General features: G+C 42.4%; 10 protein-coding genes. 1 reads left to right on the top strand and 9 read right to left on the bottom strand.

Features of this window, described 5'->3' with window-relative positions; all coding sequences use genetic code 11:
• Positions 1-16: 16 nt before the first annotated feature.
• On the bottom strand, positions 17-2695 hold the full coding sequence (locus ACLIJJ_RS08480) for a calcium-translocating P-type ATPase, SERCA-type (RefSeq protein WP_233314449.1): 2679 nt from the start codon (positions 2693-2695) through the stop codon (positions 17-19).
• A gap of 291 nt (positions 2696-2986) precedes the next feature.
• Here ACLIJJ_RS08480 and ACLIJJ_RS08475 point away from each other — a divergent pair, with 291 nt between their 5' ends.
• Complete coding sequence (locus ACLIJJ_RS08475) at positions 2987-4693, top strand: Rqc2 family fibronectin-binding protein (RefSeq protein ID WP_411410755.1); 1707 nt, start codon at positions 2987-2989, stop codon at positions 4691-4693.
• Positions 4694-4734: 41 nt separating this feature from the next.
• Here the strand turns inward: ACLIJJ_RS08475 and pyrE are convergent, their stop codons facing one another.
• Genes pyrE through ACLIJJ_RS08435 form a run of 8 tightly spaced genes read right to left on the bottom strand, consistent with a single transcriptional unit; the run spans position 4735 to position 14237 of the window.
• Positions 4735-5358, bottom strand: a complete 624-nt coding sequence (pyrE, locus tag ACLIJJ_RS08470; RefSeq protein WP_411410754.1) for an orotate phosphoribosyltransferase — start codon at positions 5356-5358, stop codon at positions 4735-4737.
• Positions 5355-6071: an orotidine-5'-phosphate decarboxylase gene (gene pyrF, locus ACLIJJ_RS08465; RefSeq protein ID WP_233314452.1), complete on the bottom strand. Its 717-nt coding sequence runs from the start codon at positions 6069-6071 to the stop codon at positions 5355-5357. The genes pyrE and pyrF overlap by 4 nt, the downstream gene beginning before the upstream one ends.
• Positions 6043-6984, bottom strand: a complete 942-nt coding sequence (locus tag ACLIJJ_RS08460; RefSeq protein WP_233314453.1) for a dihydroorotate dehydrogenase — start codon at positions 6982-6984, stop codon at positions 6043-6045. Before ACLIJJ_RS08460 ends, pyrF begins: the two co-directional genes overlap by 29 nt.
• Entirely contained in the window at positions 6981-7760 is a 780-nt protein-coding gene (locus ACLIJJ_RS08455; RefSeq protein ID WP_233314454.1) for a dihydroorotate dehydrogenase electron transfer subunit, read from the bottom strand. The genes ACLIJJ_RS08460 and ACLIJJ_RS08455 overlap by 4 nt, the downstream gene beginning before the upstream one ends.
• Positions 7757-10969: a carbamoyl-phosphate synthase large subunit gene (carB, locus tag ACLIJJ_RS08450; protein WP_233314463.1), complete on the bottom strand. Its 3213-nt coding sequence runs from the start codon at positions 10967-10969 to the stop codon at positions 7757-7759. The genes ACLIJJ_RS08455 and carB overlap by 4 nt, the downstream gene beginning before the upstream one ends.
• The gene (locus tag ACLIJJ_RS08445; RefSeq protein ID WP_233314464.1) at positions 10956-12053 is read right to left on the bottom strand and encodes a carbamoyl phosphate synthase small subunit; all 1098 of its coding nucleotides are present in this window, start codon (positions 12051-12053) and stop codon (positions 10956-10958) included. The genes carB and ACLIJJ_RS08445 overlap by 14 nt, the downstream gene beginning before the upstream one ends.
• Positions 12050-13336 carry a dihydroorotase gene (pyrC, locus tag ACLIJJ_RS08440; RefSeq protein ID WP_411228474.1) on the bottom strand — a complete coding sequence of 429 codons (1287 nt, stop codon included), beginning with the start codon at positions 13334-13336 and terminating at the stop codon, positions 12050-12052. The genes ACLIJJ_RS08445 and pyrC overlap by 4 nt, the downstream gene beginning before the upstream one ends.
• Positions 13302-14237, bottom strand: coding sequence for an aspartate carbamoyltransferase catalytic subunit (locus ACLIJJ_RS08435; protein WP_233314466.1), 936 nt, complete (start codon positions 14235-14237; stop codon positions 13302-13304). The genes pyrC and ACLIJJ_RS08435 overlap by 35 nt, the downstream gene beginning before the upstream one ends.
• Positions 14238-14415 lie beyond the last annotated feature (178 nt).

Here is a 14415-nt window from a genome sequence, read left to right as displayed (position 1 = left end):
TGGATTATAACATATTTTATTTTGATTTACTTAACAAAAATGATCCTGCTAGTAAAAAAGTTGGAACAGAAGCTAGACCTATCACCATTAGCCAATCCTTTGGAACGATGGCTACTGTATGGAAAATGCTTTGCAATGCTGGTACGTAAATAACGACAAGCACTAACAGTAAGGAAGAAATAACCGCCCAAACTAAATACATATTTCCAAATGGATTGCGGGACAAGATTGATTTTTCACTGCGGCAGTCAAAAACATGAATCAGCTGTGCCATTACTAATGTAGCAAAGGCAATTGTCTGGGCGTATGCAAGATTATCAGGATTTTCATTATATGCGAACATAAAGGCCGCGATAGTTGATAACCCGATTAGAAAACCTCTGGAAATAACCTTCCAGCCAAGTCCCCTTGCAAATACACCTTCATTCGGACTGCGCGGATCACGCTTCATGACATTATCTTCTGGTCTGTCTAATCCAAGCGCCATCGCTGGCAGACCATCTGTGACTAGGTTAACCCAAAGAATCTGGATTGGCACTAACGGCAGGGGCAGTCCTAATATCATTGCAAAAAGCATCACTAGAATCTCACCAACATTGGATGCTAGCAAATAGCGGATAAATTTGCGGATATTTTCATAGATATTTCTTCCCTCTATAATCGCTGCTTTAATAGAAGCGAAGTTGTCATCCATTAAAACAAGGGAAGATGCTTCTTTGGCTACATCTGTGCCTGTAATGCCCATCGCAATCCCGATATCAGCCGTCTTAATAGCTGGAGCATCATTGACTCCGTCACCTGTCATTGCCACGATATGACCCCTGTTTTGGAAGGCCTGAACAATCTTCAGTTTATGCTCAGGTGAAACCCTAGCAAACACAGAAACATCCTCTACAACATCCTCTAATTCTTCCACACTCATATTTGAAAGCTCTTTACCTTCAAGCACTTTTGACTGGCTGTTAGCAATGCCAAGCTGTTTAGCAATGGCGTTTGCTGTAATCACATGGTCACCTGTAATCATAACCGTTTTAATTCCAGCTTCCTTACATTCCTTTACGGCCTGTTTCACTTCTGGACGCGGAGGATCGATGATTCCTTGCAGTCCAATAAACACAAGCTCGCTTTCTGCTTCTTTTTCATGCAAAATAATAGTGTTAGCAGAAATCTCTTTAAAAGCGATGGCAATTGTTCTTAATGCTTGGGATGCAAGTCCATCAATGGCAGCTTGTACGACCGACTTCTCCCGACTGCCGATGTTCTCCATTCTATTCCCCATCAAGATTGTCTTACTTTGTCCAATTAACACATCTGGGGCGCCTTTTGTTACAACAAACTGTCTTCCAGTAGAATCCTTAACAATGACACTCATCATCTTTCTTGTTGAATCAAATGGGAATTCCTTTACTATCTCGAATTGACTCAACAGCTGGCTTTTCGTAAATCCGGCCTTCATCCCGGCAACGATTAGCGCTCCTTCTGTTGGGTCACCATTCAAAACATACTCACCCGATTTTTGTTCAATTTCTGCATGATTGCAGAGCATCCCGAATGTGAGGAGCTGCTGCAGGCCTTTTTCGTTTTTAGGATCAATAACTTGATCTTTTTCATAATAATTCCCTTGCGGTTCATAGCCTGCACCGTCCACAGACCAAGTACGCCCGCTGCTCCAAATCTTAGTTACTGTCATCTTATTTTGTGTTAATGTTCCTGTTTTATCTGAACAGATTATAGAAGCACAGCCGAGCGTCTCTACAGCTGGAAGCTTCCGGACAACAGCATTTTTACGAATCATTTTTTGTACACCGAGGCTCAGTGCGATAGTTACAATTGCTGGCAGTCCCTCTGGGATAGCTGCAACAGCTAAAGATACACCTGCAAGCACCATTGTATACAGATCATTGCCTTGCAGCACACCAATACCAACAACAAGTACCGTTAAGAACAACGCTGTGACAATCAAGATTTTTCCGAGCTGTTCAAGTCTGCGCTGCAACGGTGTCGTTTGTGACTCTGCATTTTGCAAAAGATCTGCAATTTGGCCCATAGCCGTTTTCATCCCTGTAGCAATGACAACCCCCATGCCGCTTCCTCTTGTGACCATTGTTCCCATGAAGCCCATGTTTTCCATATCACCCAAAGTCAAATTGGGATTTTTTATAGAGTTAGTCACTTTTTGCACAGGCACTGACTCACCTGTCAAAGCTGACTCTTCTACTTCCAAGCTCCGTGATTCGATAACACGAACATCTGCACCAATTCTGTCACCACTGGAAAACTTGATTACATCTCCAGGCACAAGCTCTCTTGACAGCACCTTTATCCATTCGCCATTTCTTCGCACTTGGACTTGCGGCTGCGAAAGCTCCTTCAATGCAGAAAGTGATTTTTCAGCCCTTCTCTCCTGGAAAAAACCAAGAAAACTATTGAGAATGATGATTGCAATGATTGCAATCGCATCGATATATTCGCCTAATAAACCTGAAATCAACGTTGCTGCTAAAAGCACCAGAACCATAAAATCCTTGAACTGGTTGAAGAATAAGAGCAAAGCACTTTGCTTCTCTCCTTCCTCCAACTCATTTGATCCGAATTGCTTTACGCGCTTGCCGACATCATCATCCGACAATCCAGCCGAAAAATCGGTATTCAATGCTTCTTCCACTTCGTTCTCATTCATTTCATGATAGTTCATCCGGCCATCTCACTTCCCCCTTTTCTAAAATCAGGCTCGCCACTTAAAAAGGCGAAGAAATTATAGTCGTTCGAACACCTGCCAAACCTACATAGTTGTCCCACACCACTATATAAGAAATCATATTCATGCATTTGTGAAATAATGCTATTAATAATTGGAAAAGCATAAAAAGCCCCTCACAAGCCGTAAATTCCCTAATAGAGGCTGATGCTTTATAATAAAAGAGATTTCATGTACATTAATAGAAGGTACTTATGTTTTTACTCGTAAAGAAAAGGAATGTTTATTATGTCATTTGATGGTTTATTTACTAGAGCGATGGCTTCGGAAATATCGCAAAATCTTAAAGGGGGAAGAATTAATAAGGTTCAGCAGCCTTTTACGAATGAAATTGTCTTAATTGTCCGGGCAAACGGCAAAAACCAAAAGCTGCTTCTTTCCGTTCATCCAAGCTATGCAAGAATTCAGCTCACTCAAGAATCATATGAAAATCCTAAAGAACCGCCTATGTTCTGTATGCTTCTGCGCAAGCATTTAGAAGGCTACTTTATCGAAAATATATATCAAGTCGAAAATGAACGGATCATTGTCCTTGAAGTAAAAGGACGCAATGAAATCGGTGATATCTCCTATAAAAAGCTGATTATTGAGATCATGGGAAGACACAGCAACATCATCTTAGTGGATCAAGAGAAAAAAACAATTTTGGACAGCATTAAGCATGTCTCCTATGCGGTTAACAGCCATCGGGCCATTTTGCCTGGTTATGAATATATCTCACCGCCAGCTCAAGAAAAAAGCAACCCTCTTGAAGCAACGGAAGAAGATGTACTCAAAAAGGTTGATTTCAATAGCGGAAAGCTCGATAAGCAGCTTGTTCAGCATTTTTCCGGCCTATCACCGCTCATCGCTAAGGAGATCGTATACAAAGCAGGGCTAGCGAATAGAACGACTCTACCCGCAGCCTTTGCAGCAGCGATGACCATCGTGAAAACCGAAAAATTCGAGCCTGCAATCATGATGACTGAAAACAAGGAATACTTTTATTTCGTGCCGATTGAACATGTCGGCGGTGAAGCAAAAAGCTTTTCTACATTAAGTGAAATGCTCGACCGCTTCTATTTCGGGAAAGCCGAAAGAGATCGTGTTAAGCAGCAGAGCAATGATTTAGAGCGTTTTATTCAAAATGAGCGGGATAAAAACAGCAAAAAAATCAGCAAGCTGGAAAGAACTTTATCTGAAGCAGAAAATGCTGATCATTACCAGCTCCTTGGTGAACTGCTGACCGCCAATCTATATGCTGCTAAAAAAGGGATGAAAAAGCTTGAAGTTATCAATTATTACGACCCTGACGGAAGCAGCATGGATATTGAATTGAATCCAAGACTATCACCATCTGAGAATGCCCAAAAGTATTTCACTCGCTATCAAAAAGCGAAAAACTCTATTGATATCATTAAGGAACAGATTGCTATTGCAAAAACGGAGCTAGAATATTTTGAGGCCTTGTATCACCAAATATTGACTGCCTCTCCGAAAGATATCCAGGAAATACGCGAGGAATTAATAGAGGAAGGCTATTTAAGAGAAAGACAGAAAAAACAAGCCAAAAAGCCGCAAAATGCGAAGCCTGTTCTTGACCAGTATACTTATGATGAAACTGAAATATTAGTAGGGAAAAATAATAAGCAAAATGATTACTTAACTAATAAAGTCGCAGCAAGAGATGAAATTTGGCTGCATACGAAGGATATACCAGGCAGTCATGTGGTTATCCGCAGCAAAAACCCTTCAGAGGAAACAATCTTGCAAGCGGCAAAACTGGCTGCTTATTTCAGCAAGGCTAGACAATCGAGTTCCGTTCCTGTTGACTATACACTAGTCCGCCATGTAAAAAAACCAAGCGGGGCAAAGCCTGGCTTTGTAATTTACGATAATCAGCAGACAGTTTATGTTACACCAGACGAAGAAACGGTTATTTCCTTAAAAAAATAAGAGGATAATCCCGGGTTAAGCCGGGATTATCCTCCTTTTGTTTACTTGCCCCATTCAGCAGGGTTTTCCTTCCATGCCTGCAGGCTTGCAACATCACTTTCCTTAATGTAGCCATGTTGCTGTGCCACATGCAGAAGCGCTGTATAACCAGTTAAAGAATGGCTTTCTATATTTGCATCCTTCAACAGTTCTTTTCCTTTTGGCAGCTCGTATGTAAAGATCGATACAACTCCGAGCACCTCACAGCCGGCCTCACGCAGACTGTTTACAGCAGTAATTACACTGCCTCCTGTCGAAATTAAGTCTTCTACCACAACGACCTTTTGGCCTTTTTCTGCTTTTCCTTCAATTTGGTTGCCTTTGCCATGTTCCTTTGCCTTTGAACGGACGTATGCCATCGGCAAATCAAGCACATCACTTACCCATGCAGCATGAGGAATGCCAGCAGTAGCTGTTCCTGCCACTATCTCTGTTTCAGGGAAGTTTTCTTTAATTAACTCTGCCAATCCTTGAGCGATTTCTTTACGTACTTCTGGATAAGACAATGTTAAACGGTTATCACAATAAATTGGTGATTTTAATCCTGAAGACCATGTAAATGGATCATTAGGCTGTAAAAATACCGCTTTTATTTTTAGTAGCTGTTCTGCAATTCTTTCTTTCATAATGTTACACCTTCCCATTCTGTTTTGAACAATTGATAGCTTGCATACGGATCTTGTGCGCGTGTAATTGGTCTGCCGACAACAATGGCCGATACCCCTGATTCTTTAGCTGAGTGTGGTGTGGCCACACGCACCTGGTCTTGAACATCAGCTTGTGCCAATCGGATGCCTGGTGTTACTGTCAAAAAGTCTGCTCCAAGTTGTTCTCTGATCATGCTCGCTTCAAGGGGCGAACAAACGACACCGTCCATGCCTGCTTGTTTTGTAATCGCCGCATATTGAGCAACAGATTCATGCAATGGAAGCTTTATTTGCTGCCATGTTTGCATTTCTTCCTGTGAAGTACTTGTGAGTTGTGTTACAGCTATTGCGTATGGTCTTTTTTGTCCTGCAGTTGTTCCAGCCTCGAGGCCTTCAAGAGCGCTTTCCATCATGCGGATTCCTCCTGCTGCATGGACATTGACAAGATCTGCACCCAGTCCTGCGATATTGCGCATCGCGCTCTTCACTGTATTTGGTATATCATGGAGTTTTAAGTCAAGGAACACTTGATGGCCTTGTTCCTTTAATTCTCGTACGATATTCGGCCCTTCTTGATAGAAAAGCTCCATGCCTACTTTAACAAACAGCTTTTCCTCGTTAAAGCGGTCTAAAAAGCGGAAAACCTCTGTTTTGTCGGGAAAATCAAGCGCGATGATAAGTGAGTTGTTCATTCTTTCCCCAGCTCCTTCCTGTACATTCTGAGATGTGGTCTATTCCGTATTTGTCCAGTAATGCCGGCAGGTCCTCAATGATATTAGGACAGATGAATGGGTCTACAAAGTTTGCTGTGCCGACTGCAACAGCACTTGCGCCAGCATAGAAGAATTCAAGAACATCTTCTGCACTGGAAACCCCGCCCATGCCGATAATCGGGAGCTTTACATGCTGGCTCACTTCATAAATCATGCGAATAGCAACAGGCTTAATGGCAGGTCCTGATAATCCTCCTGATTTATTGGCAAGGATAGGATTGCCTGTCTTTAAATCAAGGCGCATTCCTAGCAATGTGTTAATCATAGTCAGGCCGTCTGCACCGCCCATTTCTACCGCTTTTGCCATTTCCACTATATTAGTGACGTTAGGCGACAGCTTTACGTAAACAGGTTTTCCCGAAACTTCCTTCACCTTTTTCGTCAAGCTTTTTGCCACTTCTGGAATGGTACCAAAGGCAATGCCCCCAGTCTTAACATTTGGACAAGATATATTAAGCTCCAATGCTGCCACATTTGGCGCCTTTGATATTTCTCTTGCGACCTCTATATAATCCTCTTCAGACGATCCTGCCACATTTGCGATAATCGGCACATCATAGCCACTTAACCACGGCAGCTCTTCGCCCATTACCTTTTTTAAGCCAGGGTTTTGCAGACCGATTGCATTCAGCATTCCAGAGTTAGTTTCTGCAACACGCGGTGTCGGATTTCCGAATCTTGGCTCTACCGTTGTCGCCTTAATCATTATTGCGCCTAATTTGCTCAGGTCATAAAGATTGCTGTATTCCCGCCCGAATCCGAAGCAGCCTGATGCAGGCATAATTGGATTTTTTAAACTCAAGCCTGGAAGCTCGACATTCAATCTGTTCATATTACTACCTCCCCTGCTTTGAATACTGGTCCGTCTGTGCAAATCTTTTTGTAGGAGATGCCTGTTGGGTCTTCTTTCGTATGACACACACATGCAAAGCATGCGCCAATGCCGCAGCCCATTCGTTCTTCTAAAGAAATATAGGCTCTTTCTTTAGCAAAGTTTTTCTCCAGATTTCTTAGCATTGGTGTCGGCCCGCATGAATAAAGAACATCATACTGGATATCTTCTTGTGTAATTACATCTGTAACAAACCCTTTTACACCCATTGTTCCGTCCACTGTTGCTACAAAAGTCGCTCCCATTGCAGCAAATTTCTGTTCATAGAAAGCTGCTGAAGCTGTTTGGAATCCAAGGACAATGACGACATTTACTCCTTTTGCTGTCAATTGTTGGGCAAGCTCGTATAATGGCGGAACACCGATTCCGCCTCCAACAAGCAAAGCGGTTTCTCCTCGTTTAGCTCCATCTACAGGAAAGCCATTCCCAAGAGGGCCAAGGACATCGATCAGCTCCTGCTCTTTTCTTTGTGCAAGCAGCTTCGTCCCCTTTCCTTCCGCTCTGTATATCATTGTGAAGGTATTCTCTTCGTGATTGATATTACATATGCTTATAGGTCTTCTTAATAAAGGATCAAAGCCGTCTGCGACCTTAATGTGTACAAACTGGCCTGGCGCGCTCATTTCATGAACAAGCTCACCTTTTAAGGTGAGCTCCATAATGTTTTCTGCTATTTCCTTGTGTGAAATCACGGTGCATTTTTCATTTTTGATCATGCAAGGACCGCCTCCCATTGCTTGCCTGCTGGTGTCATCGCTTCAGCAGAGAATGTCATTGATTCTACAACTCGCAGAATTGCTTCTGCTGTATCAAGAGAGGTTAGGCATGGAATTCCATTTTCAACTGATTCCCTTCTTATTCTGAAACCATCGCGAGCTGGCTGGCTTCCTTTAGAGAATGTGTTGATCACAAATTGCGCCTGTCCATCGCGGATGACATCAATCAATGTCGTGCCTTCGCCGCCGATTTTATCCACCACTTTGACTGGAATATTATTGTCCTGCAAAAACTCTGCTGTTCCGCTAGTTGCCATTAAGCTGTATCCAATATTGACGAAACGCTTCGCAAGCAGCAATGCTTCTTCCTTGTCCTTATCACCGATTGTAAGCAAAACTGTTCCAAATGTCTGGATTTTCATGCCAGAAGCAATCAATCCTTTATATAAAGCTTTCTCCAAAGTAATGTCTTTACCCATTACTTCTCCAGTTGATTTCATCTCAGGTCCAAGCGTTATGTCCACACGGCGCAGCTTCGCAAACGAGAAGACTGGAACTTTAACAAATACGCCCTGCTTTTCTTCAACAAGCCCGGATGTATAACCTTGCGCTTTCAAGCTGTTGCCCAGAATCACCTTTGTAGCGATTTTTGCCATTGGCACATTTGTGATTTTGCTCAAGAAAGGAACCGTTCTGCTTGAGCGCGGGTTAACTTCCAGTACAAACACTTCGCCTTTTGAAACAACATACTGGATATTTAAAAGCCCTACGATATTTAATCCTTTTGCTAGTTTCGTTGTATACTCAATCAATGTTTGTTTAATTTCCGCTGATAAGCTTTGCGGCGGATAGACCGCGATAGAATCACCTGAGTGAACCCCTGCTCTTTCAATATGCTCCATGATGCCTGGAATCACTACATCTTCCCCATCACAGATTGCATCTACTTCAATTTCCTTACCAGTTAGGTAGCGGTCAATCAAAATCGGCTGTCCTGGACTTGCCTCTACCGCTTTTTCCATATATGGAATCAGCTCTTCTTCTTTATATACAATCTGCATTGCTCTTCCACCCAGCACATAGGATGGGCGCACAAGCACCGGATACCCGATAGAGTCTGCTACTTTTACTGCTTCCTCTACTGTCAATGCCGTTTTTCCTTCAGGCTGTGGAATGCCTAATGCGTGCAGGCTGGATTCGAATTTATCTCTGTCTTCTGCTCTATCTAAATCTTCTAAGGAAGTTCCAAGAATCTTAACTCCTCTGTTTGCCAGCTCTGAAGCTAAGTTGATTGCTGTTTGTCCGCCGAATTGCACAACTACACCTTCTGGTTTTTCTAAGTCGATGATATGCATAACATCTTCAATTGTCAGTGGCTCAAAATACAGTTTGTCAGAAACGCTGAAATCTGTAGACACAGTTTCTGGGTTATTATTGATAATAATCGCTTCATAGCCTGCTTCTTTGATTGCCCAGACAGAATGGACTGTTGCATAGTCGAACTCGATTCCTTGTCCGATTCGGATTGGACCAGATCCTAATACGACGATGCTTTTTTTGTTTGTTACGACAGATTCATTCTCATCCTCATAGGTGCCATAGTAGTATGGTGTTTCGGATTCAAATTCAGCTGCACATGTATCAACCATCTTGTAAACTGGCACAAGCTTGTTGTCTTTTCTCCAGTTGTACACCTCAAGTTCAGTCGTATTCCATAATTTTGCAAGCTGTATATCAGCAAAGCCCTTTTCTTTAGCGATTTTTGCATATTCCAAATCAAACGGATGTTCTGCAAGCTGTCTTTCCAACTTGATAATACCTTCTAATTTATGCAGGAAGAATAAGTCTATTTTGCTCCAGTCATGGATTGTTTCAATGGAAACGCCTCTGTTTAATGCTTCTGCTACATAGAATAATCTTTCGTCACCTGCAACTCGAATTCTTTTTTCCAGAAGTTCATCACTAACTTTTTCGCCAGAATTCAATGCAAAGTGGTAAACCTTTGCTTCCAATGAACGGATTGCTTTAAGAAGCGATTCCTCAAATGTTCTGCCAATCGCCATAACCTCGCCAGTCGCTTTCATTTGCGTGCCTAGATTTCTTTTAGCAGATTCAAATTTATCAAACGGGAAGCGAGGGATTTTGCTTACTACATAGTCGAGTGCAGGCTCAAAGCTTGCATATGTTTTTCCTGTTACTGGGTTCATCATCTCATCCAATGTTAAGCCAACAGCGATTTTAGCAGCAAGCTTCGCGATTGGATAGCCGGTTGCTTTGCTGGCAAGAGCGGACGAACGGCTTACCCTTGGATTTACCTCGATAATATAGTACTGGAAGCTGTCTGGATCCAGTGCCAGCTGCACATTACATCCACCCTCGATTTTTAGTGCACGAATAATCTTTAATGATGTGTTTCGCAGCATCTGGTATTCTCTATCGCTTAATGTTTGGCTTGGTGCAACTACGATGCTATCCCCAGTATGAATGCCGACAGGATCAATATTTTCCATGTTGCAGACTACGATTGCATTATCATTACTGTCGCGCATTACTTCATATTCGATTTCCTTAAATCCGGCAATGCTTTTTTCCAACAGACATTGTGTAACCGGGCTGTTTTTCAAACCGCTTGTCACGATTTCGTTCAGGTCATCATCATTATGACAGATGCCGCCTCCAGTTCCTCCTAATGTAAAGGCAGGACGAACGATAACTGGATAACCGATTTGTTCCACAAACGCTTTAGCTTCATCCATGTTATGGATAATTTCACTGTCAGGAACTGGCTCACCAAGTTCATTCATTAAGTTGCGGAATAAGTCTCTATCCTCTGCCTGCTGAATGGCAGAAAGCTTCGTTCCGAGAACTTCCACGCCGCATTCTTCAAGAACTCCAGCCTCTGATAGTTCGACAGCGAGATTTAAGCCTGTTTGACCGCCAAGTGTCGGCAGAATCGCATCAGGTCTTTCCTTGCGGATAATTCTGCTTACGAATTCTAGTGTCAGTGGTTCAATATAGACACTGTCTGCCATTTCTGTATCTGTCATGATTGTTGCCGGATTGGAATTGACCAGGATGACACGATATCCTTCTTCTTTCAAGGCCATACATGCTTGTGTTCCTGCATAGTCAAATTCTGCTGCCTGACCAATGATGATTGGACCTGATCCTATAACTAGTATGCTGTTAATATCTTTACGCTTTGACATATGCGGCACCATCCTTTTTCTGTGTTAGTATCATGGACATGAATCGATCGAATAAATAGTTCGCATCTTCTGGTCCTGGTGAAGCTTCTGGGTGGTATTGCACGGTGAATGCTGGATACTGTTTATGCTGCAATCCTTCAATCGTCCCGTCATTTAGTGCTAAATGAGTAATTTCTAAGTCTGTTTGTTCAATAGATTCTTCATTCACTGTGTAGCCGTGGTTTTGGGAAGTTAAGGAAACCTTGCCTGTCAGCAAATCTTTTACAGGGTGGTTAGAGCCTCTGTGTCCGAACTTCATTTTCTCTGTGTTTGCGCCGCTTGCTAATGCAAACAGTTGATGGCCTAAGCATATACCGAATAGTGGAACCTTGCCGATAATGCCCTTAATCGCTTCAATCGCCTCTGGAACATCCTTTGGATCTCCAGGTCCATTTGACAGCATGACACCATCTGGACTTAAAGACAGAATTTCTTCAGCTGTCGCATTATAAGGCACAACAATGACATCACAGTCACGCTGATTCAGCTCTCTTAAGATTCCATGTTTCATGCCGTAATCAACTAGCACGACCCGGCTTCCTCTGCCTGGACTTGGATATGCTTTTTTAGTTGACACTTGCTGTACTTGGTCTGTCGGCAGCTCGGAAGATTGCAGCTGTCTAATAACATCTTCTACATTCTCTTCCATGCTGCAGATTGCTCCTTTTAATGTACCGTATTTACGAATGATTCTTGTTAATTTTCTTGTATCAATCCCAGCAAGTCCTGGTATGTTCTTTTGTTTAAAAAACTCATCCAATGACAGCTCATTTCTCCAGTTAGACGGAGCATCACAAACTTCCTTCACAATAAATCCGTTAATTGCTGGTGCGATTGATTCAAAATCATCTCGGTTAATTCCATAGTTGCCTACTAATGGATATGTTAAAGTTACAATTTGACCGCAGTATGATGGATCTGACAAAATTTCCTGATACCCTGTCATACCTGTATTGAAGACTACCTCCCCAATAGTATTAGTATCTGCTCCAAAACCTTGCCCGATAAATACGGTACCATCTTCGAGAATCAGCTGTTTTTTCATGCGTGTACACTTTCCTTTCTCCAAGCGATTTTTCCGGCCACAATCGTTGTTTCAGGCCATCCTTGACAAACCCATCCTGCAAACGGGGTATTTTTCCCTTTAGATAAGAAGTTTTCTGGATTGATAGTCTCCTTATCTTCTAAATCTACGATGACAATATCTGCAGTTTTGCCGACTGCAATTGTTCCTGCTTCCAGCTTAAATGTTTCTGCCGGTTTATTTGTCAAAAAGCTGACTAGTTGCTGCAAGGTCATGATGCCTTCTTTTACAAAGTGTGTATATAAAAGCGGAAATGCTGTTTCCAAGCCGACAATTCCAAATGGAGCTAACTCAATTGGCTGTGCTTTTTCTTCTGCTGTATGCGGAGCATGATCTGTTGCAATGAAATCTATTGTTCCATCTAGCAAGCCTTCTATTAATGCTTCTCTGTCTGCTTTTCCTCTTAAAGGCGGGTTCATTTTATAGTTTGTGTCGATGCTAGGGATGTCCTCGTCACATAGTAATAAATGATGCGGTGACACTTCTGCTGTTACGTTAATGCCTGCTCGCTTCGCGTCTCTTACTACGCGGACAGATTCCTTTGTGCTGATATGGCAAACGTGGTAGTGACAATCTGCTGCCTCTGCAAGCAAGATATCCCTTGCTATATGTACAGATTCACAGACAGATGGAATGCCATTTAGGTTGTTCTCTTTAGAAAACTTCCCTTCATGAACTGACCCTTTATTTATAAGGCTGTTGTCTTCGCAATGAGCTACAATGGCCATATCAAGGCTTGCTGCAAGCTTCATCGCTTCAAGCATTTTTCCTGCTTCTTGAATACCAACACCATCATCTGTGAATGCAAATGCTCCTAATTCCTTTAAAGCTTTAAAATCTGTCAGCTCTGCACCTAATTGTCTGATTGTAATGGATGCATACGGACGAACATGAACATTTGCTGTTTCGTTAATGCGATTCATTAAATTTTGAAAGTTCTCGACTGTATCTGGGACTGGACGAGTATTAGGCATATTGGCGATTGTTGTGAATCCGCCTCTAGCAGCAGCCATTGTTCCGGTCGCAATTGTTTCCTTCTTCTCTCCGCCAGGCTCGCGCAAATGCACATGGACATCAATGAAACCTGGTGCTACCAGCTTGCCCTTAGCATCAATCACTTCTTCGGCTGCTGTATTAATCTGTGGAGCGATTTCAGCGATGACTCCGTCTTGAATGAGAATATCCTGTGTAATAACTTCCCCTTTTTCATTAAGCAACTGGCCATTTTTGATAATCATTGACATGTACATTTCCTCCCTCAACTGATTGTAAAGATCTTTTTAATACTGCCATGCGGATAAATACTCCATTTTCCATTTGTTTAAAAATTCTGGACCGGTCGCATTCTACTAACTCATCTGCAATTTCTACATCCCTGTTAACAGGAGCAGGGTGCATAATAATGCTGCCTGGCTTCATGCGTCTTTCTCTTTCTGTAGTCAAACCATACATTTGATGATAATCTTCTTTTGTCCAAGAGGCTCCGCTTTCATGCCGTTCATGCTGAATACGCAGCAGCATGACAACATCGGAGGTTTCAATCGCAGTATCAATATCCTCATAGTTTGCTTCTTTCAGGATGCTGTCATCAAACCATTCTTTCGGCCCGGAGAAAACTACATTTGCACCAAGCCTTGTCAGCGCATCTGCATTCGACCTAGCCACACGGCTGTGGCGAATATCACCGATGATGCTGATTTTCAAACCATGGAAAGATTTAAATTCCTGTTTGATTGTCAGAAGATCAAGCAAGGATTGTGTCGGATGATTCCCGCAACCGTCTCCCGCATTGATAACAGGAATCTTAACTTTCCCGATTAGTTCCTGAAAGTAATTATCCTCGTTATGGCGGATAACAACACCGTTCACACCGATGCTTTCCAATGTCCGGACGGTATCATATAATGTTTCTCCCTTAACAACGCTAGAAGTAGTCGTTTCAAAAGGAATGACTTCAAGACCCAGCTTTCTTTCTGCTACTTCAAAGCTGCACTTCGTTCTTGTGCTAGGCTCAAAGAACAGGTTTGCTAAAAATAACTGCTTGGCTGGCTTCCACTCCTTCCCTTCTGCAAAGGCTTGTGCTTCCTCCAGTATTTCTTTTATTTCAAGCACTGTCAGTTCCGAGGTTGTTAATAAGTTTTCCATTATTTATTGCCTCCTTCATGGACTTTTTCTGCTATCGTCAATGTTTTTCGGGCAAAAAAAGCACCCATCTTTGAAAAATGGGTGCTAAAAGTTGAATGTTCTTGGCTAAAGATCCTTATTTAAGCCTGCTTAAATAAGCGGATCCCTTCGCCTAACCTTCAACACCCTTATAAGTCTC

The sequence above is a fragment of the Niallia laureatilytica genome (assembly GCF_046613985.1).
GTDB lineage: Bacteria > Bacillota > Bacilli > Bacillales > Cytobacillaceae > Niallia.
This window is presented reverse-complemented; position numbering and strand designations above follow the sequence as displayed.